The following is a 22490-nucleotide window of genomic DNA, read 5'->3' as shown; positions in this document are numbered from 1 at the left end:
CGATCCCGTGAACCCCGCCCCCCTCCGCGCTCTCGCCCGCGTGGTCCCGGCCGCCGCCCTGCTGCTGGTCATGACCGCCTGCGCCGACGATTCCCCGCCCCCCTCTGCCTCCTCCGCCGCCGCATCCTCCGAGCCCGCGTCGGCGCAGGCTTCGACGGCCCCGGCAGCCACCACACCGACCGGCAGGACAACCGCGATGAACATCCGGCTCACCCTCGACGGCCACCACATCGCCGCCACCCTGAACGACAGCCCCACGGCCCGCGACTTCGCCGCCGAGCTCCCCCTGACCCTCTCCCTGCGCGACCTCAACCAGGCCGAGAAGATCGCCGATCTGCCCCGGAAGCTGTCCACCTCCGGCGCCCCGGAAGGCGCCGATCCCGAGGTCGGTGACCTGGCGTACTACGCTCCCTGGAACCAGCTCGCCACCTACTACCGCGACGCCCCCTACGCGACCGGCCTGGTCATCCTCGGGCACATGGCCGACGGCGGCGCCGAGCAGCTCGCCACCGCCGACGAGATCACCATCGAAGCCGCGCCCTGACCCGCCCCACCGCTCGCCCGTGCATGAAGGGGGGAGGAGATCCTCCCCTTTTCGTCCGGTTCGCTGCATGGAACCGTCGAAGACGTGGCCGCGCCGTCCACTGTCCGCCGCGACGGCTTCAGCCGCCACCAAGATCGCCCGTTTTCCATGCAAGGAGAGACCACACGTATGCCTTCCGCGTCCGGGACCACCTCCGGCAAGCTTCCCTTCGTCGTCTGGGTGCTCGCCGCCGGCACGTTCCTGATGGGGACCACCGAGTTCGTCGTCGCCGGCCTGCTGCCGGAGCTGGCCGGTGACCTCGGTGTCAGCGTCTCCCGCGCCGGCCTGCTGATCACCGCCTTCGCCATCGGCATGATCGTCGGCGCGCCGACCATGGCCATGGCGACCCTGCGCCTCCCTCAGCGCCTGACGCTGATCCTGGCCTTGTCCGTGTTCTGCCTCGGACATCTCGTCGCCGCCCTCAGCACGTCCTTCATGATCGTCCTCGCGGCCCGCGTCGTCACGGCCCTGGCCACCGGAGCGTTCTGGTCCGTCGGCTTCGTCGTCGCCACCACCGCCGCAGGCCCGCACAACGCCACCCGCGCCACGGGCGTCATGATCGGAGGGCTGACCCTGGCCAACGTCGTCGGCGTGCCGATCGGCTCGTTCGCCGGCCAGTTCACCGGCTGGCGCGGCCCCTTCTGGGCCCTGGCCGTCCTCTCCGGGCTCGCCGCCGTGTTCATCGGCCGCTTCATCCCGGCCCGGGAGCAGCGAGTCGAGGTGTCCGTCCGGGCCGAGGTCCGGGCTCTGCGCCAGGGCCGACTGTGGCTGGCGCTCGGCGCCGCGATGCTGATCATGGGCGGTGTCCTGGCGACGTACACCTATGTCACGCCGCTGCTGACCGACCGCGCGGGCATCCCCGCAGGCGCCGTACCGCTCGTCCTCATCGCCTTCGGCGTCGGCGCCCTGGGCGGCACCACCACGGGCGGCCGCCTGGGCGACCGGCGTCCGATGGTCACCACCATCACGGCCGCCGCGGCTACGGCTCTGGTCCTGTTCCTGATGATCCCGCTGTCCGGCAATCCGGTGACAGGGACCCTCCTGGTCTTCCTCATGGGCCTGACCGGCTTCACGGTCAACCCGGTCGTCACCGCCCTCGCCATGCGCTTCGCGGGTGACGCGCCCACCCTCACCTCGGCGCTGACGACCTCCGCCTTCAACACCGGCATCGCCGCCGGTTCGGCGATCGCGGGTACGGCCCTGGACTCCTCCCTCGGCCTGACCGGCCCGCCCCTGGTCGGCACCGTCATCGCCCCCCTCACGCTGCTGCCCCTGATCGCCCTCGCCGTCCACGGCCCGTACCACAAGGGCCGGATCGTGGCCCGGAGCAGCGCTCCCGCGCAACAGCGACGCGACGAACCCGCGCAGGTGCCGACGCAGCACTGACTCAAGCCTGGATCCGCGTACTGCCGACGACGTACCAGCAAGCGAGAGGACTCCGCACATGACTGTGAGCAGCACGGGCTTCACCGGGAAGGCGGCCTTCGTGACCGGAGCCGGCTCCGGCATCGGCCGCGTGACTGCCGGCGCCTTCGCCCGCGCAGGTGCCCGCGTCGCCCTCGCCGAACTGTCCGCGGACGGCCTCCAAAGACCGCACGGCTCATCAAGGAAGCGGGCGGACAGGTCCTGGCCCTCGCTTGCGACGTCACCAGCGAAGACGATGTGCGGTCCGCGCTGGACGACACCACCCAGGCGTTCGGACGACTGGACGTCGCCTTCAACAACGCCGGCATCGAGCAGCCGGTCAAATCGGCCGCGGACATCACGAAGGACGAGTGGGACCGTGTCGTCGGCGTCGGCCTGACCGGAAAGTTCCTGTGCATGAAGCACCAGATCCCCCTGATGCTCCAGCCGGGGGGCGGCGCGATCGTCAACGCCTCGTCAGGCGCCGGCGGCAAGGGCTTCAAGGGACAGGCGGCCTACGCCGCCGCCAAGCACGGCGTCATCGGCCTGACCCGCTCCACCGCCCTCGACTACGCGGCGTCCAACGTCCGCGGCGACGCCGTCTGCCCCGGCATCATCGACACCGAGATGATCGAGCGCTTCGCCGAAAGCACACCCGGAGGGCGGGACGCCCTGGTCGTGGACGAGCCGATCGGACGCCTGGGCACACCGGAAGAGATCGCAGCCGCCGTCCTCTGGCTCTGCTCGGACGCCGCCTCCTTCGCCACCGCTCACGCCATGGTCGTCGACGGCGGACAAACCGTCTGACGGCGTCGCGGCAAGGCGTCGTGCCGCCGAGCAGTTCATCCAGGCACCCCTGACATCAGTCGTGCCGCCACATCTCCCCACCTGAAGGGACAACACCACGTGAATCCCACATACGACTTCAACGGCCAGGTCGCCCTCGTTACCGGCGCCGGCGCCGGTATGGGCCTGGCGACCGCCCGCGCGTTCGCCCGGTCCGGAGCCGCCGTCGCCCTCACCGACATCGACGAAGCGGCCCTGAACGCCGCCGCGAAGGAACTCACCGACGCCGGCCACCAAGCCCTCGCCCTCACCTGCGACGTCAGCGACGAGGACCAGGTCGCCGCCGCCGTCGACCGTACGGTCGAGACCTTCGGCCGCCTCGACATGGCCTACAACAACGCCGGCATCCAGATCCCGCCCAGCGACGCCGCCGACGAGCCCGCCGAGCGGTTCGACCGTGTCAACGCCGTCAACCTGCGCGGCGTGTGGGCCTGCATGAAGCACGAACTGCGACACATGCGTGCCCAGGGCAGCGGCGCGGTCGTCAACTGCTCCTCCCTGGGCGGCCTGGTCGGCCTGCCCGGCCGCGCCTCCTACCACGCCTCCAAGCACGGAGTCATCGGCCTGACGAGCAGCGCGGCACTCGAATACGCCCCCCGAGGCATCCGCATCAACGCCGTCTGCCCGGGCACCATCGACACCCCCATGGTCAGCGACATGATCGCCATGGGAGAACTCGACCGCGCCGAGGCCGAGGCCAACCAGCCCATCAACCGGCTCGGCACCGCCGAGGAGATCGCCCAGGCGGTCCTGTGGCTGTGCAGCCCCGGAGCGAGTTTCGTCGTCGGTGTCGCCCTCCCCGTGGACGGTGGCTACGTCGCCCGCTGAAGACAGCCCACGCAGGAAGGAGAGCTGAGAGACATCATGGAATTCATCAAGCAGCGGCCCAGCAGCAAGGCGCCGGCGGACTGGTTCACCGGCGACGTGTGGTGGGACGTCATCGTGGCCGGCCAGGAGCCGTCGAGGATGCGCGCCAACCTGGTCCGCTTCTCGCCTGGTGCCCGCACCAACTGGCACTCCCACGCCCTGGGCCAGACCCTGCACGTCGTTTCCGGCATCGCCCTGATCGGCACCCGGGACGGCACCGTCTTCGAGGCCCACCCCGGGGAGACCGTGGCCTGCCCGCCGAACGAGGAACACTGGCACGGCGCCGCCCCCGACCGGTTCATGGAACACATCGCCCGGTGGGAGGGCACAGGCGACGGCACCCCCGAGACCACTTGGGCCGAGCCGGTCACCGACCAGCAGTACAACGGCCGCCGCACCCGCGACCAGTAGCCCGGGCCCATCCATCACGCAAACCGGGGCTCACTCAGGGCATCACGGCGTCCCCGGGAGGGCCGCCTGCCTCGCCTCGCGCGCCAGGGCCCCGAAGACGTCGGTCAGTCGCTCCTGATGGGTTTGGTCGAGGCCGCCGCCAGACACTGGTCCAGCCGTGGAGGACCGCCATGCTGAACATCGCGGACACTTTGCACGGCTGGTGCCGCGAGGCACGCCCCTTCGCCCTGGCCACCGTCGTCGGCGTGCACGGCAGCGCCCCTCTGCCGATCGGTACGTCGGTCGCGGTGGACCAGGACGGCAACGCCGTCGGCAGGCGCCGTGGCACAGGTCGTGGACGGCTCGTGCTCTGTCGGTCCGCGAGCGTGACCGGCTGATCGCGCGTGGGACGAGCCAAGCGCCGCGTCAGCCAATGGCCGTAGTGCCGCACCCGATCGACTGGTCTGCGGCTGCTCGGAGTTGAGGCGGGGGCGTCTCGGAGCGGGTGGCGCGCATCAGCGCGAGTGCTGTCAGCGGTATGAGGGTGAGCGCGGCCGCCACTGTGCCGACCAGCGGGGGCCCGGCTTGCCCCAGTGGTGAGGCCAGGGCGACGCCCGCCGTCCAGGAGCCGATGGCGATGCCCACGTTGGGTGCCGCGCCGCTGAGGCCGGAGGCGAGGGTGGGCGCGGAACCGGCGAAGCCCAGGGTCAGCGCGCCCAGCACCGGGGTCGCGGCGAAGCCGGTCATCGCCATGAGTGTCACCAGGACGACGGCCGCCACGGGGCTCGGGGAGAGCAAGGTCAGCAACAGTAGGACCAGCGTGGTCGTGGCGGCGGCCGTGATGAGGGTGGCAAGGGGGCGACGGTCGCCCAGGCGCCCGCCGACCGTAGTGCCCACCAGGGCGCCCAGGCCGTAGCCGGTCAGGACCATGGGCACGGCTCCAGCGGAGATGCCGGCCCGCTCGGTGAGCAGGGGCGAGATGTAGGTGTACGTCGCCAGGACACCGCCCATCAGCAGCGTCATGGCACTCAGCGTCAGCCAGACCCGGACATCCCGCAGCGCGGCGAACTCGGCCCGGACGGAAGGCGCTTCGCGCCGCTCCTCGGCAGGGATGTACCGGCCGATGACCGCCGCCGCGCCGGCTGACAGCGCGGCCAGCACCCAGAACGGCCCGCGCCAGCCCGACAACTGCCCCAGCCACGCGCCCAGCGGCACGCCGGCCACGGTGGCCACGGTCGCACCTCCCAGGAGCATGCCCAGGGCCCGTGACGTCGCCGCCGGTCCTGCCGCGGTCGTGGCCACGACCGCGCCGACGGACCAGAACGTCCCGGTGGCCAGTGCGGTCACCACGCGGGCCGCGAGTACGAGCGCGAAGGACGAGCTGAGTGCGGCGACCAGGTGACCCAGGGCGAAGACGACCAGCGCGAGGATCAGCGTGGAGCGCCGGGGCAGGCGCAGCGTCGCGACAGCCATCACCGGCGCACCGGCGATCATGCCTGCCGCGAACGCCGTGATCAGCAGACCTGCCTGAGACAGGGAGACATTCAGATCATCGGCGATCTCGGGCAGCAGGCCCGCGATGACGAATTCGGTGGTGCCCATGAGAAACGTTCCGGCGGACAACGCCAGGACGACGAAAGGCAGTTTGCGGGGTCGGCCGTCGGTCGTGGGTGACATTCGGTGGGATTCTCTTTTCAGGGCGACGTGCGACCGCGGCGGGGTGGGAACGCCGTAGAGCATCGCACCGCACGGGCGTTCTGTGAGGGGGAGGAATTTCTCCCTGCTAGATGCGGTAGAGGGCTGCGTCGGCTTCAGACTGCCCCCGACATCGAAGGGCCGGACACTCACCAGTCGTCAGGACGCCGAGCGGGGGAAGTCCTTACGTCTGCCGGAGCCGAAGCCGGGCCGCGGAGCCTGCGCCGGGCGACCAGGGTCGAGCCTGCGACAAGCCCGAGGGAGACAAGGGTGAGCCGGCCGGCGATGGACGGGCAGTCCGACGGCGTGTCGTAGCCGCCGTCATCGAGCCCGGCCTGACGTTCGAAGTGGTTGAACGCACCGAAGAAGAATGCCTCGTCGAGGGCATACAACAGCGCGGGGAAGGCGGCAGGCCCACCGGCGAGCGAGAAGGCCGCCCACGGGTCGGCGTGCCGGGCCTCGTGTTCCGCCAGGCGCTGCGTGCGCGGCGAGTCCACCTGCATGCGCTGGTCGGTCAGGAAGACCGTGCCGAACATGGTGCCGGCGCGGACGACTCCGTCGTCCAGAACCACAGCGGTCGTCCCGTTGTCGCCCCGACGCACCTCGCCGCCCTTGCCGACGCCGTAGAGCAGGGCCGCTCCGGAGACCGGCGCGTTGACCACCACGCGGGTGGTCTCCCACAGACCTCCGTCACCCTCGGATCCTGCCACCGCGAAGGCACCGCCGGACGCCAGCTGCACCGCCGCCCCGGCCGTGACCACCCCGCGCCGCAGCCGGGACGGCGCCCGCCCGCGCAGCGTGCCGACGAGGGCGAGGACAAGGCCCACGAGGCCGCCACAGATCAGGCACGCCGCCCACCACAACGCCTGCGGGCTCTCCGGTTCCCCGGCCGCATGGCAGGCACCTGTTGCTCCGGGACGGCCGGCCGGCGCTCCGGCGCAACCGCGGGAGCGGGCATGGCGGTCAAGGTGTACGGGGATCCCAGGGTCGCGTTCCCCGTGATCCATACGACGCCGAGAAGCGCGGCGGCACCGGCCGACGCGCCGCCCCAGGCCTCGGCCCAGCACAGCGGACCGTTCGTCAGGAGCCGGCCGCGCAGCCAGTACGCGGGCCGTCGGCCCAGTGCGGCACCGAGGGCGGCCGGGAGGAGCACGGTGAGCAGGGCAGCCGTGTTCACGGTCGCCGAGGAGTGGCCGACTCCGTCGAGGACCCAGAGCAGAAGAGCCAGGTCGCTCCGGCGGAATCCAGGAAATGCAGCGGCGAGCAGTGGGATGTTTTCTCCCAGGAGCGCTTTTGTCCCAGGAGAGAATTGCTCAGCCTCCGATCGCTGACATCGGGCGGTCCGGCTGGACGAAGGTCGGGGCGTCCAGGCCCGCGCCCGCCTTCTTGCCCCACATCGCCTCGCGCCAGAGCCGCGCGATCTCCTCGTCCGGGGCGTCCGCGCGCAGGGCCGCACGCAGGTCGGTCTCCTCGCGGGCGAAGAGGCAGGTTCGTATCTGGCCGTCGGCGGTGAGCCGGGTGCGGTCGCAGGCGGCGCAGAACGGGCGGGTGACCGAGGCGATGACGCCCACGACGTGCGGGCCACCGTCGACCAGCCAGCGCTCCGCCGGGGCCGAGCCGCGCCTCTCCGCGCCCTCCTCGGTGAGCTCGAAGCGGGTGCGCAGGGAGGTCAGGATGTCGCCTGCTGTGATCATGCCTTCGCGCTTCCAGCCGTGCTGGGCGTCCAGCGGCATCTGCTCGATGAACCGCAGTTCGTAGTCGTGCTCGACCGCCCAGGCCAGCAGGTCGGGCGCCTCGTCGTCGTTCAAGCCCGGCATCAGGACCGAGTTGACCTTCACCGGGGTCAGGCCCGCCTGACGGGCCGCGTGCAGGCCCTCGATGACGTCCTTGTGGCGGTCACGGCGGGTGAGGGTCTTGAAGACGTCGGGGCGCAGGGTGTCCAGGGAGACGTTGACCCGGTCAAGGCCCGCCGTCTTCAGGGCGGCCGCCGAGCGCTTGAGGCCGATGCCGTTGGTCGTCAGGGACATCTGCGGGCGCGGGGCCAGGGCGGCGACCCGCTCAACGATGCCGACCAGGCCGGGGCGCAGCAGGGGCTCGCCGCCGGTGAAGCGGACCTCCTCGACGCCCAGCGAGGTCGCCGCGATGGTGATCAGGCGGACGATCTCGTCGTCCGTGAGCAGGTCGTTCTTGCCCAGCCACTGCAGGCCCTCCTCGGGCATGCAGTACGTGCACCGCAGATTGCAGCGGTCGGTCAGCGAGACCCTCAGGTCGGTGGCCTGCCGACCGTAGGTGTCGATCAGCACGTTCCTGAGACCATTCCTGCCACGTGCCGCGCTGTGTCCGGTACCGCCCCGGAAACGTGGTGGATCGGCCCGCTGACCCGGACCAGAGGCAAGCCACTCCCTCGGCCGGCGTGGGCGATGATCTCGGCGGTGATGGAGATGGCCGTCTCCTCGGGGGTGCGGGCGCCGAGGTCGAGGCCGATCGGGGAGCGCAGTCGGGTCAACTGCTCCTGCGTGACGCCGACTTCGCGCAGACGGAGCAGGCGCTCTTCGTGGGTGCGCCGGGAGCCCATCGCGCCGACGTAGCCGACGGGCAGGTCGAGTGCCAGTTGCAGCAGGGGGATGTCGAACTTGGCGTCGTGGGTGAGCACACAGACGGCGGTACGGGCGTCCACGGCCGTCTGTGCCAGGTAGCGATGGGGCCAGTCGACGACCACCTCGTCGGCGTGCGGGAAGCGGGCCTTGGTGGAGAAGACGGGGCGGGCGTCGCACACGGTGACGTGGTAGCCGAGGAAGCGGCCGGCCTGGGCGAGGGCGGCGGCGAAGTCGATGGCGCCGAAGATGAGCATGCGTGGGCGGGTGGCGGCCGCGTGGACGAGGACGGAGAGCGTCTCGGGGCAGGTGTCGGCGTCTCCGCCGAGGGCGAGGCGTGCGGTGCGTCCGGTGCGCAGTTGGGCGGTGGCCCGGTCAGCCATGGCCCGACCGGTCGGCCCGTCGCCGAGCGTGCTGTCGGCGATCCAACTGTCGCCGAGGACGCTCAAAGTGGCGCCGACCAATCCCTCAGGCCCGTCCACGACCTGGGCGACGGCGGCGGCCCGGCCCTCAACCACCTCGGCGAGCGCCGCGCCGAGATGCGGCTCGACGGCCGGATCGACACACTGCACGAGCACGTCGAGTTCCCCACCGCAGGTCAGGCCCACGGCAAAGGCGTCGTCGTCGGAGTAGCCGAACCGGGCACGCTGTGGAGCGCCTTGCTCCTGGAGGACCTGCTGGCAAAGTTCGTACACCGCTCCTTCGACGCACCCGCCGGAGATGCTGCCGATGGCGTTGCCGTCCTCGTCCACGGCCACCGACGTACCGATGGGCAGGGGTGCGCTGCCGGTGACGTCGACGACGGTGGCCAGGGCGAAGGGGCGTTCCTCGCGGCACCAGCGGTGCAGTGTGTCGGCGATGTTGAGCATGGAGGGCCTCCAGAGCAGACGGTCGCTGTCGCAGAAGGTGGGCCGGGCCGCCGCCGCGTCGACGGGGGCACATGCGCGGCGGCGGCCCGGGGAGGGGCCGGCAGCCGTACGGGGGGTTCGGCTGCCGGCCCCGTCTGGGGAGGCGGTGGTGTCAGAGCAACGCCTCGGCGGTGATGGGAAGTTGGCGGATGCGTCGGCCGGTGGCGTTGTAGACCGCGTTGCCGATCGCGGCCGCCACGCCGACCTGGACGACCTCGCCGAGTCCCTTGACGCCCAGCAGGTTGCCGGCGTTGTCCTCGCCGTCGAGGTAGATCGCCTTGATCTCGGGGACGTCGGCGTTGACCGGGACGAGGTAGTCGGCGAGGCTGGAGTTCACGATCCGCCCGTCGCGGTGGTCGGTGACCGTGTGCTCCAGCAGCGCCTGGCCGATGCCGCCTACGATGCCGCCGATCGCCTGGCTGTCGGCGAGCTTGGGGCTGATGATCCGCCCCGCGTCGTAGACGCCGAGCATCTTGCGCACCCGTACCAGTCCCAGGTCCGCGTCCACCGAGACCTCGGCGAAGGTCGCGCTGTAGGCGAAGTAGGCGGACCGCTCGGAGCCGGGTCCCTCGTAGGAGCCGTTCGCCTCCAGGTGGGAGCGGTCGTGGCGGGCCAACAGGCTCTTGTACGTCTCCCCGCGCACTGTGTTGTTCCGGTCGTGCAGTCGGCCGCTGCGCACGACCACGTCGTCCGCGTTCACCCCGTACAGCGGCGACTCGCGGTCCTCCACGGCCAGCTTGATCGCCTGCTGGCGCACTTTGTTGCAGGCGTCGACGACGGCCGAGCCGACACTGGCCATGGTCGACGAACCGCCGTGCGGCGAGGTGAACGGATACTCCGAGTCGCCCAGCCGGAAGGTGACCGTGCGCATGGTCAGCCCGAGGGCGTCGGCCGCGACCTGGGTCTGGGAGGTGTACGTGCCCGGCCCCATGTCGGTGGTGGCCGCCTCCACGACCGCCGTGCCGTCGGCATCCAGCCGCGCCCTGGCCTGCCCCGGATACCGCCCGCAGTCGTAGGCGCCGGCGGCCATGCCCAGGCCGATCAGCAGGTTCCCCTCCCGTGTGGAGCGCGGCTTGGGGTTGCGGCGATCCCAGCCGAACTCGCGGGCGCCGACCGTGTAGCACTCGCTCAGCCGGCGGGTGGAGAAGGGCTCGTTGGTCGACTCGTCCTCGGCCGGTTCGTTGCGGCGGCGCAGCTCGATCGGATCGATGCCGAGTTCGGTGGCGAGCTCGTCCATGGCCGACTCGATCACGAACGACGCGGGGGCGAAGCCGGGTCCGCGCATCCAGATCGGGGTGTTCACGTCCAGCGGGACCTGCCGGTACGCCTGGCGGACGTTGGGCATGCTGTACATCATCTGGCCCGTGCCCAGGACGGCCTCGAAGAACGTCTCGTACGACGAGGTCTCGTGGTCGATGTCGTGGATGGCGGCGTTCAGTCGACCGCGCCGGTCGCTGCCGAGGCGCAGCCGGTACTCGTAGGCCGGCCGGAATCCGGTGCCGTGGTACATCTGCTTGCGCGACAGCACCAGTTTCACCGGGCGCCGGGTCACGCGGGCGGCCAGCGCGGCGACGATGGTGTGCGGCCAGCAGCGCAGCCCGCTGCCGAACCCGCCGCCGACGAACGGGTTGATGACCCGCACCGCGTCCGCCGGGAGGTCGAAGACCGCGGCGATCTCGTCGTGCGTGCCTATCACCCACTGGGTCTTGTCCCACACCGTGAGCTTGTTGCCGTCCCAGCGGGCGACGGTGGCGTGCGGTTCCATCGGGTTGTGGTGGTTGCGGGCCAGTTCGTACTTCAGGTCCAGCCGTACGGCCGAGGAGCGCAGCCCTGCTTCCGCGTCTCCGCGCGCATAGGGCGTCGGCTCGCCCGGCTTGGCCTTGGTGATGTCGGTCGAGGGCTGTTCGGCGTCGTAGCGGACCTTGACCAGGCTCGCCCCATGCTGGGCGGCCTCCAGCGTGGTGGCCACGACGACGGCGACGGGCTGGCCGTGGAAGAGGACCTTGTCGTCCTGGAAGGCCCGGAGCCTGCGTCCGGCCGGGTTGTTGGACCCGGCGTTGTCGCGGTACGGGAGTTTCGGCGCGTTGCCGTGGTGGATCACCCGCAGCACACCGGCGTGTTTCTCGGCGGCGCGCGTGTCGATGGACCTGATACGGCCGCGGCCGATGCTCGCGTCGACGATGACGGCGTGCACGACACCCTTGAGGTCGTGCTCGGCGGCGTACTCCGCCTTGCCCGTGACCTTCAGCACGCCGTCCACCCGGGACAGCGGTGCGCCTACGGCTGCCTGCGGCTGGGGGCTCATTCCATCTCTCCTACGGTGCGCAGCTGGCGTTCGACGGTCCGCTTCAGGAGCTCGACCTTGAACCGGTTGTGCTGAAGGGGGCGGGCACCGTCGGCCGCGTGGCGGGCGGCCTCGGCCCACAAACCGTCCGAGGGGCGCTCGCCGATCAGGGCCCGCTCGACGGCCGGCAGCTTCCACGGCACGGTGGCCACACCGCCGGCGGCGACCTTCGCCTCGCGGATCACGCCGCCCCGGATGTGCAGGGCGACGGCCGCCGAGGCGAGCCCGAACGAGTAGGACTGCCGGTCGCGGAGCTTCAGATAGGCCGACTTCAGCGGACGCGGATAGGCCGGGATCTCGACCGCCGTGATCAACTCGCCCTGCCGGAGGTTCTGTTCGCGGTGCGGAGTGCTGCCGGGACGGAGCAGGAAGTCGGCGAAGGGGAGGCTGCGCTCCTTGCCGTCCGGGGCCTGCAGGTGGACCGTCGCCTCCAGGGCGGTGAGCGCGACGGCGAAGTCGGAGGCGTGGGTGGCCACGCAGTGGTCGGAGCCGCCCAGGATCGCGTGGCCGCGGTTGTAGCCGCCCAGGGCGGCGCAACCGGAGCCGGGCTCGCGCTTGTTGCAGTCGGCGGTGACGTCGCGGAAGTAGGTGCAGCGGGTGCGCTGCATGATGTTGCCGCCGATGGTGGCCATGTTCCGCAGCTGGGCCGAGGCGCCCCGCAGCGCTTGGGCGGCCACCGGGAAGAGGGAGTTCAGCTTGGGGTCGGCGGTGGCCACGGCCATCGGGACCAGGGCGCCGATGCGGATGCCGCCGCCCGCGGTGGCGGTGATCTCACTCAGGGGCAGGGCGCTGATGTCGACGAGCGTCTCGGGGGTTTCGACGCTCTCGCGCATCAGGTCGACCAGCGTGGTACCGCCGGCGATGTAACGACCGCCGCGTCTGCCGGCGGCCAGGGCTTCCCGGACGCTGTCGACGCGGGTGTAGGAGAAGGGGTGCATGCTGGCCGCTCCTTACTTGCGGGCGGCGGTCTGCTCGACCGCGCGCACGATCTTGGCGTAGCAGCCACAGCGGCACACGTTGCCGCTCATGTACTCCCGGATCTCCTCCGGCGAGCTGGTGTGGCCCTCCTGGATACAGCCGACGCCGGACATGATCTGGCCGGGCGTGCAGTAGCCGCACTGGAAGGCGTCCTCGTCGATGAACGCCTGCTGCAACGGGTGGAGTTCGCCACCCTCTGCAAGGCCCTCGATCGTGGTGACCTCGGCGCCCTCCAGACGCACCGCCAGCGTCAGGCAGGAGTTGACCCGCTGCCCGTCGACCAGCACCGTGCATGCCCCGCAGGCCCCGGCGTTACAGCCCTTCTTCGAGCCGGTCAGGTCAAGGTGCTCGCGCAGCAGATCCAGCAGCGAGGTCCGGTTGTCGACCGTCACCGTCCGCCGGGTGCCGTTCACCGTCAGGGACACACGGCTGGAGGGGGCCGCACCGGTGGCGGTCGCTTCCTCGGCGCCGGCCAGGAACGTTCCTCCGGCCACCACGACACCGCCCACCGCGACACCGGTGGCGATGACGGCGCGCCGACTGGGCCCCGAGGTGGACTCACCGGTTCCGGTGGGCGGGGAAACAGCAGAATCAGGGAGTTCAGAGGACATACATTCGCCTTTGCATCACGGACGGATCAGTCGTGTACACCAGCGGGAGACCAGGCACGGGATCGACGCCACCGCGGGAACAGGGTGACCGCTCGCCTCGACCGGGCGGCTGATCACGCGGAAAGTCTTGCACCATAGGCGTCACCCATGGCAGGGAGAGTTTTGTCCCCCCTTGCATTTCCTTGGCCGTCTCTTGGTCGGATGAGAAGGCGCGAACTGCTCTCGAAGGCCGTCGGTGTCTCGACCGGCTGCCAAGACGCCGCTTGAGGTCTTCACGCTCTGCGTGTCCACCGCTGACGAAACCCGGCACCGCGACCGCGCGCTTCGTCGCTCACCGGGTCGTGGACTCACCGGGAGGCCGAGATCGGGTGGCTGAGCGGCGCCGGCGGCCTGGGGCGCAGGGAACACCCCCGCCAGACACCGATGCCCATGGACCTCGCCACCGCCCTTGAAGGTGGACTTACCGGAACCATTCGCTCCGGCGAGGACGCTGAACCCGCTGGGCAGATCGCAGATCATCGGATGCTATGCGCTCGCTCGCAGACCGCTCACCGTGACAAGACTCAGAGGCACGACTGCCTCACCCTGACCGTCGACCAGGTCGCGGAGCGCCTGGAGAACCGCATCGCCCCGCTCACTGGCGGTACCGCACCGCGGCTGCTGTGGAACCGGCTGTCGGTGTTCGCTGGTGGCTTCGGCCTGGACACGGCCGAGCGTGTGGGTGCGAAGGTGAGCGTCGCGCGCCAAGATGCCTTCGATCTTGTCAATCGCCTGGTGGCACGGTCTGTGGTCCTCATCAACGAGCGCAAGGGACAGCCTTGTTGCTGGAGGCCATCCGCCAGTACGGCGCTCAGAAGCGCGCGGCGGGCGGTGTGGAACAGCACGTCCGGCTGCTTCACTGCGACTTCTACCGCTTCCTCGCCGAGCGGTTCGCCGAGGACTGGCACGGCTCTGGCGAGGAAGAGGGCCTGGAGTTGACGCGGGTCGCTCCTCGACATCCAGCGCGGCGCCCGCAAAGACCAGGTGGCGCCGACGGGCGAGACGCTGCCGGACCAGGCCCACCTCGAAGAACTCGGTCTCCGCTGGTGGCTCGGAGTTGCGAAGCCAACCGCGACCCGGATCCTCGGCGGCGGAGGCGAGCCTGTGCGACTGACTCGACGCGGTGATCCGTTTGCCTTCGGGAGGCAAGGATCCACGACGTTGGACAGCCTGGAGGCGGCGGCTGGGTTCGCGACGCTGTGCAACGGCGCCGTGGAGTCAACGGGTTCAGCGGTGCGCGCTGGGAAGCAGGTCGACCAGCCCTGAGTCAGCACGCCACCGTCCCTGTGCTGGTTCCGTGCTGACTTCGGCAGTCGGAATCGTGGAAACCGCAGGTCCTAGCCCCGATCGAATGAGTTGTCGTACCACTCGATGGTGGTGCCGATGAGGCTGGCGGCGACGATGCGACGGAGGTTCGCGGGTGGTGGGGGAGCGGTGGTTCCGGAGGCCATGTGCGCCACTTCCTCGTGTGCGGTGGGGACGGGTAGGTGTTCGCACACCGTAGAAACGTGCAGGTCAGGCGCACATGTGGTGGGACACCATAGTTCCGGGGCCGAGGGTGCGTGCGGCCCCCATGTCCGGCCACTGTGGCCCAACTCAAGGTCCCTATCGGTGGCGGAACCTGGGGTGTCTGTGATGCGTTGTTCGGGGTGTTTTGACGGTGCCGTGCTGACTTGGTGCTGACTACGCAGCGTTGAACTCCGGCCTGTGGGGCTGATCGGGCGAGCCTGAGTAGGCCACTGCCCGTCGTGCGGCCGCTCCCGTGGCCCACCGATGAGTAGCCTGGGGATGAGACCCCCACAGCCGCTTCGCATTGCGGGGGCACGTGCAACTTCGTCCCAGCAGATTCTTGGTCTGCTGGCGGTACAGGCGTCACGCGTCGCTGACCTGCGTAAAACGTGGCCAGGTATGGCTCGTTGGAGCCGTCGGCCCGGGAATGGTCCGGATCTTGTCCTCGGCAAGACGGGCCTGGTCATCTGCCGATGCCGCATCCCTCCGCTCGTGGACTGCTCCGAGCGGATGTGTTGGCCCGCCCAGTGCTACGGCGAGGTGGGCAGGTGCGGGGAGCGGAGCACGAGCAGGGTGATCTCGCTGGGGGCGAAGACGCGGAAGGGTGGGCCCCAGAAGCCGGTGCCGCGGCTGGTGTAGAGGTGGGTGCGGGTGCCGTGGTGGCTGAGGCCGGCGAGGGCGGGTTGGTCGATGCGGACCAGGTGGTGGAAGGGCCAGATCTGGCCGCCGTGGGTGTGGCCGGAGAGCTGGAGGTCGATGCCGGCGGCTGCCGCGCGGTCGATGAACTTGGGCTGGTGGGCCAGGAGCAGGACGGGGTGGTCGGGGTCGGTGCCGTTCAGGGCTCCGGCGAGGTGGGCGCCGTGGCCTGCCAGGCCGGAGGATTCGGCGGTGACGTCGTCCACGCCGGCGACCACGAGGGTGTCGCCGTCGCGTTCGAGCAGGAGATGGCGGTTGCGTAGCGGCTGCCAGCCCAGCTCGTCCATCAGGTCGACCCAGTCCTGGGCCTCGCTGTAGTACTCGTGGTTGCCGGTGACGTAGACCCGGGCCCGGGTGGCCTGCACGGTGCCGAGTGGGGTGGCCTGGGCGCGGCGGCGTTCGGCTGTGCCGTCCGCGATGTCTCCGGTGTGGCAGACCAGGTCGGCTTCCAGCGTGTTGACCTTCGCGCAGACCTGCGCAGACCAGCGGGCGCGGTCGAGCGGGCCGTAGTGGGTGTCGGTGATGAGGGCGACGCGGATGCCGTCCAACCCGGCACCCATCCGTGGGAGTTGTACGTCGAGTTGGCGCACGCGCGGCACGCGGCGGGCTTCGGCGTACCCCCAGGCGAGCAGCACGGTGGTTATGCCGAGGACGGCCCAAGTGACGATTCGGGCCCGGTCCTGACTCTCGTCGACGCCGGCCACGGTCAGGGCGAGCCGCAATGGGACGCCGAGCAGAATGGACCAGGTGAACAGGACCCAGATGGTGCCCAGCAGGGTGTCCCCGACGATCGCCGCCCGGTCCTGCTGGCGCCGGCCGTGGCCGCGCACCATCGCGAGCGGCATACCGACGAGGCCTAGGGCGAACAGGGCGGTGCCGACCAGGGTGACGGGCAGTGGCCAGTGCTGGCCGGTGTGCAGGAGCACCCAGCAGGGCACGGTCCACAGCAGGACGGGGGCGATCAGGGGGAGGTAGCGCATCAGGCGGTGCAGTCGGCTCTGTCGCGGAGCTTGCGCTTCGCTTTCGGCGGGTCGGGTGTTGCTGGTGTCGGTCACGCTTCTCTCCCTGACCAGGCTGCCGTCTCGCGCACTGTATCCGGTCGCCCTCGGGCCGGCCGGACCGGCGTTCATGGGCGCGGCCCCTTGGGGCGAAGGTTCTCTGCGGGATGGCAAGACTCCGCCGCAGACACCTCCCTTGGCATGAGCCGCGATCAGGGCGCTACGGCCCCGGCTCGGTATCGCCGCCAGTGGAGCCTCCTGGCTGGTCCGCGACGACGTGTTGGGTGAGAACTCGCATCGGTGCGGACCGGGGAGGCCACCGTCCTCCCGGGACTTGTCCAGGCCCACCACCTGGGCACTCAAAGGTCAACCAGCTGTGCGATCGGCGTAGGACAAACCCGACGCTCGTCAGGCGCGGATTCCCCCCACCGGACGCGCCGGGCGGGCTGGGTCGCCTTCCACGACGTCATCATGCAGCCGTCGGGAAACCGCATCGCCCGTGGGGTGGTCCGCGCGCTGGAGAGCCAGGTCGTCAACACCACGCGGTACATGGGTCGGCCCGAGTGCGCCATGTGCGTCGCCTCCAACCGCGGCCATCGCCGTGTGCACGAGCGCATCACCGCCCACGACCCGAGCGGTGCGGCCGAGGAGATGTTCACCCACATCACCGAAGCCTGGCTCATCCGCCGCAGCGCACCAGGCGACCCGGTGCGCCCGGACTGTTGGCAAGCGCCACCGGCGGCGGCACCGCGTTACGGGATGGCCCTCGGGCTGGTGAGCGTTGCCCGACCCGCGCTCTGTCGCCGTATGAGCGCTGACGTGGTCGCGTGACCCGGGCGGGCTCGGCCTTCCGCCGAGCCCGCCACGCCGGCTCCATACCGGAGCCGGACTCGTGCCACGCCGTCAGCGCTGCAGTGTCAGCAGACCCGGACGGTAGGGCAGGAGGCCGTAGTCGCCGCCGGAGTTGGGGCTGCGCCCCTGGTAGAGCAACTGCAGATTGCAGGGATCGACGGTCATGGTCTGATCGGCGCTGGTGCGGATCAGTTCGCCATGGCTGATGTCGTTGGTCCAGGTGGCGCCACTGTTGGCCTTGCCGGCGAAGGGATTGCTCTCGGTCGCGGCCTGGGGTGTCCATGAGCCGTTCAGACTGGTGGCCGTGAACGAGCGGAAGTAGCGGCCCTGCGAGCCGATCGCCTCGACGATCATGAGGTAGCGGTTCTGGCCCTGTAGCTTGTAAACCTGCGGGGCCTCGAACAGGTTGTTCGTCGTATCGCTCATGATCACTGTCGAGGTCGTGCCGAAGCTGCCCGGGAAGTTCCCGATCGGCATACTGGCCCGGTAGATCTTGCCGTTGTCACCGGCGAAGAACAGGTACATGTTCGTCCCGTCACCGATGAGCGTCTGGTCGATGGGTCCTGTTCCGGAGTCGCTGATGGTGGCGGTGGAGAGCACCTGCTGGGATGACCAGCCATTCGGGTTGGTCGGGTCGCTCGACGTCCGGTAGGAGAAGGCGGTCCCGCCCCACTGGTAGGCGAGCACCCAGATGTTCTTCGGTGCGAAGTAGAAGAGCGTGGGCGCGACGGTGGAAGCTGACATCGTGTTCTGGCTGGCCGAGGCCATCTCCGACCAATTGGTGAACAGGCCGAAGTTCATCGAACCCCAACTCGTCCCAGTGTCGTGCGTCGTCGCATAGACGAGTTGCCTGCCGTTGTAGGGGACGACGGTGAAGTCCTTGAGCGAGACCCACCCAGGCTTGGGCTGCGCCAGTGCGCCCGTTGATGCCCAGCGGTATGTCGACGGAAGATCGCACGGGCCGGGGTTGTCGCCGCCGACCTTGACGAGCTGCCACTGCTGGTTGGTGCCGCCCCAGTCGTCGTACTGGACGGTGTTCGCGTTGTCGGCGGTGGAGGCGCCTTGTATTTCGAGGGCCTTGTTGCTGTGGCGCGAGATGAACCTCACGTAGCCGTCCGAGCTGTCGGCCAGCCGCCACTGCTGGTTGGTGCCGTTCAGGTCGGCCCACTGGACGATCGAGCCGCCGTTCGCGGTGGACCAGTTGTGGACGTCCAGCACCTTGCCCGAGTGGCGGGACTTGATGCGGTAGTAGCCGCCCCCGGAATCGACGAACTGCCACTGCTGCTGGTTCTGATCGTTCCTGGTCCACTGGGTGATGCGGGCGCCGTCGTTGGTCGCCATGTTGTAGACGTCCAGGGCCTTGCCGCTGTTGCGGTTGACCAGCACATACGAGGCGTTGGGGTCTACGGTCGCCGCGGCGGCGGGCCCGGCGCCGAGGAAGGTAGCCACGAGCAGCAAGGGCGCAAGGACGGCGAGTAAGCGTCTTGGGCGGACCGGGGACGGGTGGCGAAACCACATCAGAGGGCCTCCTTGGGGGCGGGGGTGAGGTGACCCCGATGAACCGCGGGGCGGACGTGCCGAGGGCAGGGAAAATCTCGAAACATTCGAAGAATTCCCGGATGCTTCGACGGCACAAGCTAGGAATGCGGAGCCCTCTGGTCAAGGCCTGTCGCCGATCTGTCCACAAACAGCGCCTCCCCTAAGCGGCGTCCGCACATTCGTCCCGGCCCTTGCCCTGGCCCTACGAGCTCCGCCGACGGCGGCGCCGGGTTCGCCGTCCAGCTCTCCGTGATACCGAATGTTTCGGACGAGGGGCCGAAACTTATCTTGGCGGGGAGTATTGACCATTCATCGTCAATACCTCAATCTCCCTGTCTGAGGGCCGGGCATGGTTCGAGATATCGAACCACGTCGGCCCTGAGCAATCTGTCCTGCACGGCAGATCCACGCACAGCTGCACGACAGATCCGCGCACCAAAGCACCTGCGCCACCCCGTTTCGTTCCGGTGAGATTCGCACCAGCGCATCCTGGCTCTTCGCGCAGTTGGAGAGGTACGCGACGCCGCGTGGCGGTCCCCCGGCTGAGCCGCGATGGAGTACCCCCATGCCTGTGTCGAAACACCGCCGCCGGCTGTCCGGTGATTCCGTGCTGCCCGGGTTCCGGCCCGCCCCGTCCGTCTGCCGAGTGGGAGCGGATGACGCATTCCCCTGCGCTTCAGTCCTTCCGTGATTTCTACCTTGGAGGCACAGTCATGGGCTCGTATGCCCTCCCCAGACCCGTTGTCCGCCGCAAGATCCGCGGCCTGCTGCTGGCGCTGGTCGTCGGCGTCCTCGGTACGGTCGCCGCACTGGTCGCGCCGCCGACCGCACACGCCGCCGAGAACACGCTCGGCGCCGCGGCGGCACAGAGCGGCCGCTACTTCGGCACCGCCATCGCCTCGGGCAGGCTGGGCGACTCGGCGTACACGACGATCGCGGGCCGTGAGTTCAACTCGGTGACGGCCGAGAACGAGATGAAGATCGACGCCACCGAACCGCAGCGGGGCCAGTTCAACTTCACCGCCGGTGACCGCGTCTACAACTGGGCGGTGCAGAACGGCAAGCAGGTGCGCGGCCACACCCTGGCCTGGCACTCCCAGCAGCCCGGCTGGATGCAGAGCCTCAGCGGCAGCACGCTGCGCCAGGCGATGATCGGCCACATCAACGGCGTGATGGCCCACTACAAGGGCAAGATCGCCCAGTGGGACGTCGTGAACGAGGCCTTCGCCGACGGCAGTTCGGGAGCCCGGCGCGACTCCAACCTGCAACGCACCGGCAACGACTGGATCGAGGTCGCCTTCCGCACCGCGCGCGCCGCCGACCCGGCCGCCAAGCTCTGCTACAACGACTACAACGTCGAGGACTGGACCTGGGCCAAGACCCAGGCCATGTACGCCATGGTCCGAGACTTCAAGCAGCGCGGCGTGCCGATCGACTGCGTCGGCTTCCAGTCGCACTTCAACAGCGGCAGCCCCTACAACAGCAACTTCCGCACCACCCTGCAGAACTTCGCCGCCCTCGGCGTCGACGTGGCCATCACCGAACTCGACATCCAGGGCGCCCCGGCCACGACCTACGCCAACGTGACCAACGACTGCCTGGCCGTCCCGCGCTGCCTCGGCATCACCGTCTGGGGTGTGCGCGACACCGACTCCTGGCGTCCGGAGCACACGCCGCTGCTGTTCAACGGCGACGGGAGCAAGAAGCCCGCCTACACCGCCGTCCTCAACGCGCTCAACGGCGGCTCCTCCACGCCCCCTTCGGATTCCGGACCGATCAAGGGCGTCGGTTCGGGCCGCTGCCTGGACGTGCCCGGCACCAGTACCACCGACGGCACCCAGCTCAACCTGTGGGACTGCCACAACGGCACCAACCAGCAGTGGACGTACACCGCCGCCGGTGAGCTCAGGGTCTACGGCAACAAGTGCCTGGACGCCGCCGGCACCGGCAACGGCACCAAAGTCCAGATCTACAGCTGCTGGGGCGGCGACAACCAGAAATGGCGCCTCGACTCCGACGGATCCATCGTCGGCGTCCAGTCCGGCCTCTGCCTCGACGCCGTCGCAGGCGGCACCGCCAACGGCACCCTGATCCAGCTCTACTCCTGCTCGAACGGCAGCAACCAACGCTGGACCCGCACCTGATGGGACCTGCCACAGACGAAAGGGTGAGTCGATGAAGACCTACGGTGCGGCTTCCCCCGCCCCTCCACGCAGACTTCGCTGGTGGTGCCGGGTCGCCGCCGTGGTGGCGGCGACCCTCGCGATCGGCATGCTCGCCGCGGTGAATCCGGCGCCCGCCGAGGCGGCGACGGTGGACACCAATGCCTGGTACGTCCTGGTCAATCGCAACAGCGGCAAGGCGCTGGACATCTCTGGCGCATCCACCGCCGACGGGGCGCGGGTCAGCCAGTGGACGCGCAGCGACGGAGCCAACCAGCAGTGGCAGTTCGTGGACTCCGATGGCGGCTTCTACCGCCTCAAGGCCCGGCATTCGGGCAAGGTTCTCGACGTGGCCGGCGCCTCGACCGCGGACGGTGCCGCGATCCAGCAGTGGGCCGACCACAACGGGGCCAACCAGCAGTTCCGCCTGGCCGACTCCGACGCGGGCCACGTCCGCCTGATCAACCGCACCAGCAGCAAGGCGGTGGAGGTGCAGGGCGCCTCCACCGCCGACGGCGGCAACGTCGTCCAGTACTCCGACTGGGGCGGCGCCAACCAGCAATGGCAGATGATCAAGCTGTCGTCCGGTGGCGGCGGTGGATGCGGCAGCGCCCCGACTCTGGCGAGCGGTACGCACACGATTCAGAGCGGCGGCAAGAGCCGCAGCTTCATCCTCAGGGTTCCCGCCAACTACGACAACAGCCACCGCTACCGGCTGATCTTCGCGTTCCACTGGCGGGGCGGAACCGCCGGCGACGTCGCCTCGGGCGGCACGAGCGGGAACGCCTGGTCCTACTACGGCCAACAGGAACAGTCGAACAACGACGCGATCCTCGTCGCCCCCCAGGGCCTCGGCAACGGCTGGGCCAATTCGGGCGGTGAGGACATCACCTTCGTCGACGACATGATCCGGCGAATCGAGGGCGGCCTCTGTGTCAACCCGGCGCAGCGTTTCGCCACGGGATTCAGCTGGGGCGGCGGTATGAGCTACGCACTCGCATGCAGCCGGGCGAACGTCTTCCGGGCCGTCGCGGTCATGTCCGGCGCCCAGATCAGCGGGTGCAGCGGCGGCACCCAGCCCATCGCCTACTTCGGAATCCACGGCACCAGCGACTCCGTCCTCGACATCGCGCAAGGACGGTCCCTGCGCGACAAATTCGTCAGCAACAACGGCTGCACCCCCCAGAGCCCGCGCGAGCCCGCGCCGGGCAGCCGAACGCACATCACCACCACCTACTCGGGCTGCCGTGCCGGATACCCGGTCCAATGGGCCGCGTTCGACGGAGGCCACATACCCGGTCCGGTCGACGGCTCCTCCGGCGAAAGCGGCGTCACCACCTGGACCAAAGCTGAGATCTGGAGGTTCTTCGCACAGTTCCAGTGACACGCCCGCACCACGGAGTGGAGCCAGGATGATCCTGGCTCCACTCCGTCGATGTCTGTCCCAGATTGAAGGACGGAGAGGTCTTTTCTTC

At 69.8% G+C, this 22490-nt stretch carries 18 protein-coding genes and 2 pseudogenes; 10 read left to right on the top strand and 10 right to left on the bottom strand.

Features of this window, described 5'->3' with window-relative positions; all coding sequences use genetic code 11:
- Window positions 1-7: 7 nt before the first annotated feature.
- The 6 genes and pseudogenes from ACIA8X_RS39530 to ACIA8X_RS39505 all read left to right on the top strand — a co-directional run.
- On the top strand, window positions 8-544 hold the full coding sequence (locus ACIA8X_RS39530) for a cyclophilin-like fold protein (RefSeq protein WP_393461658.1): 537 nt from the start codon (window positions 8-10) through the stop codon (window positions 542-544).
- Between the two features lie 168 nt (window positions 545-712).
- A complete protein-coding gene (locus tag ACIA8X_RS39525) occupies window positions 713-1969 on the top strand; it encodes an MFS transporter (RefSeq protein ID WP_393461660.1) in 1257 nt (418 codons plus the stop codon).
- A gap of 58 nt (window positions 1970-2027) precedes the next feature.
- Window positions 2028-2794: pseudogene (locus ACIA8X_RS39520) on the top strand (glucose 1-dehydrogenase).
- 99 nt (window positions 2795-2893) lie between these two features.
- A complete protein-coding gene (locus tag ACIA8X_RS39515) occupies window positions 2894-3661 on the top strand; it encodes an SDR family NAD(P)-dependent oxidoreductase (RefSeq protein WP_393461662.1) in 768 nt (255 codons plus the stop codon).
- Window positions 3662-3697: 36 nt separating this feature from the next.
- A complete protein-coding gene (locus ACIA8X_RS39510; RefSeq protein WP_393461664.1) occupies window positions 3698-4111 on the top strand; it encodes a cupin domain-containing protein in 414 nt (137 codons plus the stop codon).
- A gap of 170 nt (window positions 4112-4281) precedes the next feature.
- Window positions 4282-4437, top strand: a pseudogene (locus tag ACIA8X_RS39505) (XdhC family protein); the annotation flags it as partial.
- Window positions 4438-4516: 79 nt separating this feature from the next.
- On the opposite strand, the gene ACIA8X_RS39500 reads toward ACIA8X_RS39505, so the two are convergent.
- From ACIA8X_RS39500 to ACIA8X_RS39465, 8 genes are all read right to left on the bottom strand, one after another.
- Window positions 4517-5767: an MFS transporter gene (locus ACIA8X_RS39500; RefSeq protein WP_393461666.1), complete on the bottom strand. Its 1251-nt coding sequence runs from the start codon at window positions 5765-5767 to the stop codon at window positions 4517-4519.
- Window positions 5768-5934: 167 nt separating this feature from the next.
- Window positions 5935-6612 carry a hypothetical protein gene (locus tag ACIA8X_RS39495; protein ID WP_393461668.1) on the bottom strand — a complete coding sequence of 226 codons (678 nt, stop codon included), beginning with the start codon at window positions 6610-6612 and terminating at the stop codon, window positions 5935-5937.
- A 14-nt stretch (window positions 6613-6626) separates the two neighbouring features.
- A complete protein-coding gene (locus tag ACIA8X_RS39490) occupies window positions 6627-6962 on the bottom strand; it encodes a hypothetical protein (protein ID WP_328419363.1) in 336 nt (111 codons plus the stop codon).
- Between the two features lie 136 nt (window positions 6963-7098).
- Entirely contained in the window at window positions 7099-8088 is a 990-nt protein-coding gene (gene moaA / locus ACIA8X_RS39485) for a GTP 3',8-cyclase MoaA (RefSeq protein WP_393461670.1), read from the bottom strand.
- Entirely contained in the window at window positions 8082-9248 is a 1167-nt protein-coding gene (locus ACIA8X_RS39480; RefSeq protein ID WP_328419359.1) for an XdhC/CoxI family protein, read from the bottom strand. Before ACIA8X_RS39480 ends, moaA begins: the two co-directional genes overlap by 7 nt.
- 151 nt (window positions 9249-9399) lie before the next feature.
- Window positions 9400-11592 (bottom strand): xanthine dehydrogenase family protein molybdopterin-binding subunit, encoded by a 2193-nt coding sequence (locus ACIA8X_RS39475; RefSeq protein ID WP_399460340.1) that lies wholly within the window; start codon window positions 11590-11592, stop codon window positions 9400-9402.
- Window positions 11589-12569, bottom strand: coding sequence for an FAD binding domain-containing protein (locus ACIA8X_RS39470; RefSeq protein ID WP_399460339.1), 981 nt, complete (start codon window positions 12567-12569; stop codon window positions 11589-11591). The genes ACIA8X_RS39475 and ACIA8X_RS39470 overlap by 4 nt, the downstream gene beginning before the upstream one ends.
- A gap of 12 nt (window positions 12570-12581) precedes the next feature.
- Window positions 12582-13220, bottom strand: coding sequence for a (2Fe-2S)-binding protein (locus ACIA8X_RS39465; protein ID WP_393461676.1), 639 nt, complete (start codon window positions 13218-13220; stop codon window positions 12582-12584).
- Between the two features lie 429 nt (window positions 13221-13649).
- Between ACIA8X_RS39465 and ACIA8X_RS39460 the strand changes: the two genes are divergently transcribed.
- Window positions 13650-14198 (top strand): hypothetical protein, encoded by a 549-nt coding sequence (locus ACIA8X_RS39460; protein WP_328419351.1) that lies wholly within the window; start codon window positions 13650-13652, stop codon window positions 14196-14198.
- A 1100-nt stretch (window positions 14199-15298) separates the two neighbouring features.
- Here ACIA8X_RS39460 and ACIA8X_RS39455 read toward each other — a convergent pair.
- On the bottom strand, window positions 15299-16519 hold the full coding sequence (locus ACIA8X_RS39455) for a metallophosphoesterase (RefSeq protein WP_393461678.1): 1221 nt from the start codon (window positions 16517-16519) through the stop codon (window positions 15299-15301).
- 243 nt (window positions 16520-16762) lie between these two features.
- Between ACIA8X_RS39455 and ACIA8X_RS39450 the strand changes: the two genes are divergently transcribed.
- Window positions 16763-17293 carry an FCD domain-containing protein gene (locus ACIA8X_RS39450; protein ID WP_399460338.1) on the top strand — a complete coding sequence of 177 codons (531 nt, stop codon included), beginning with the start codon at window positions 16763-16765 and terminating at the stop codon, window positions 17291-17293.
- A 72-nt stretch (window positions 17294-17365) separates the two neighbouring features.
- On the opposite strand, the gene ACIA8X_RS39445 is transcribed toward ACIA8X_RS39450, so the two are convergent.
- Complete coding sequence (locus ACIA8X_RS39445) at window positions 17366-18832, bottom strand: non-reducing end alpha-L-arabinofuranosidase family hydrolase (RefSeq protein ID WP_399460336.1); 1467 nt, start codon at window positions 18830-18832, stop codon at window positions 17366-17368.
- Between the two features lie 734 nt (window positions 18833-19566).
- On the opposite strand from ACIA8X_RS39445, the gene ACIA8X_RS39440 reads away from it, so the two are divergent.
- A complete protein-coding gene (locus tag ACIA8X_RS39440) occupies window positions 19567-20997 on the top strand; it encodes an endo-1,4-beta-xylanase (protein ID WP_399460335.1) in 1431 nt (476 codons plus the stop codon).
- 100 nt (window positions 20998-21097) lie between these two features.
- The gene (locus tag ACIA8X_RS39435; protein WP_393462043.1) at window positions 21098-22399 is read left to right on the top strand and encodes an RICIN domain-containing protein; all 1302 of its coding nucleotides are present in this window, start codon (window positions 21098-21100) and stop codon (window positions 22397-22399) included.
- Window positions 22400-22490: the final 91 nt, after the last annotated feature.

Origin of the sequence: Streptomyces sp. NPDC051738 (assembly GCF_044453205.1) — a bacterium.
Lineage (GTDB): Bacteria > Actinomycetota > Actinomycetes > Streptomycetales > Streptomycetaceae > Streptomyces.
Note: the sequence above shows the minus strand (reverse complement) of the source record. Positions and strands in the feature narration are given on the sequence as shown.

Excerpts from the sequence above, each read along its gene's own strand:
- ACIA8X_RS39445 (WP_399460336.1), bottom strand. The coding sequence starts at position 18,832 with ATGTGGTTTCGCCACCCGTCCCCGGTCCGCCCAAGACGCTTACTCGCC.
- ACIA8X_RS39470 (WP_399460339.1), bottom strand. The coding sequence starts at position 12,569 with ATGCACCCCTTCTCCTACACCCGCGTCGACAGCGTCCGGGAAGCCCTG.
- ACIA8X_RS39525 (WP_393461660.1), top strand. The coding sequence starts at position 713 with ATGCCTTCCGCGTCCGGGACCACCTCCGGCAAGCTTCCCTTCGTCGTC.
- ACIA8X_RS39460 (WP_328419351.1), top strand. The coding sequence starts at position 13,650 with ATGGACCTCGCCACCGCCCTTGAAGGTGGACTTACCGGAACCATTCGC.
- ACIA8X_RS39465 (WP_393461676.1), bottom strand. The coding sequence starts at position 13,220 with ATGTCCTCTGAACTCCCTGATTCTGCTGTTTCCCCGCCCACCGGAACC.
- ACIA8X_RS39475 (WP_399460340.1), bottom strand. The coding sequence starts at position 11,592 with ATGAGCCCCCAGCCGCAGGCAGCCGTAGGCGCACCGCTGTCCCGGGTG.
- ACIA8X_RS39480 (WP_328419359.1), bottom strand. The coding sequence starts at position 9,248 with ATGCTCAACATCGCCGACACACTGCACCGCTGGTGCCGCGAGGAACGC.
- ACIA8X_RS39510 (WP_393461664.1), top strand. The coding sequence starts at position 3,698 with ATGGAATTCATCAAGCAGCGGCCCAGCAGCAAGGCGCCGGCGGACTGG.
- ACIA8X_RS39440 (WP_399460335.1), top strand. The coding sequence starts at position 19,567 with ATGGGCTCGTATGCCCTCCCCAGACCCGTTGTCCGCCGCAAGATCCGC.
- ACIA8X_RS39500 (WP_393461666.1), bottom strand. The coding sequence starts at position 5,767 with ATGTCACCCACGACCGACGGCCGACCCCGCAAACTGCCTTTCGTCGTC.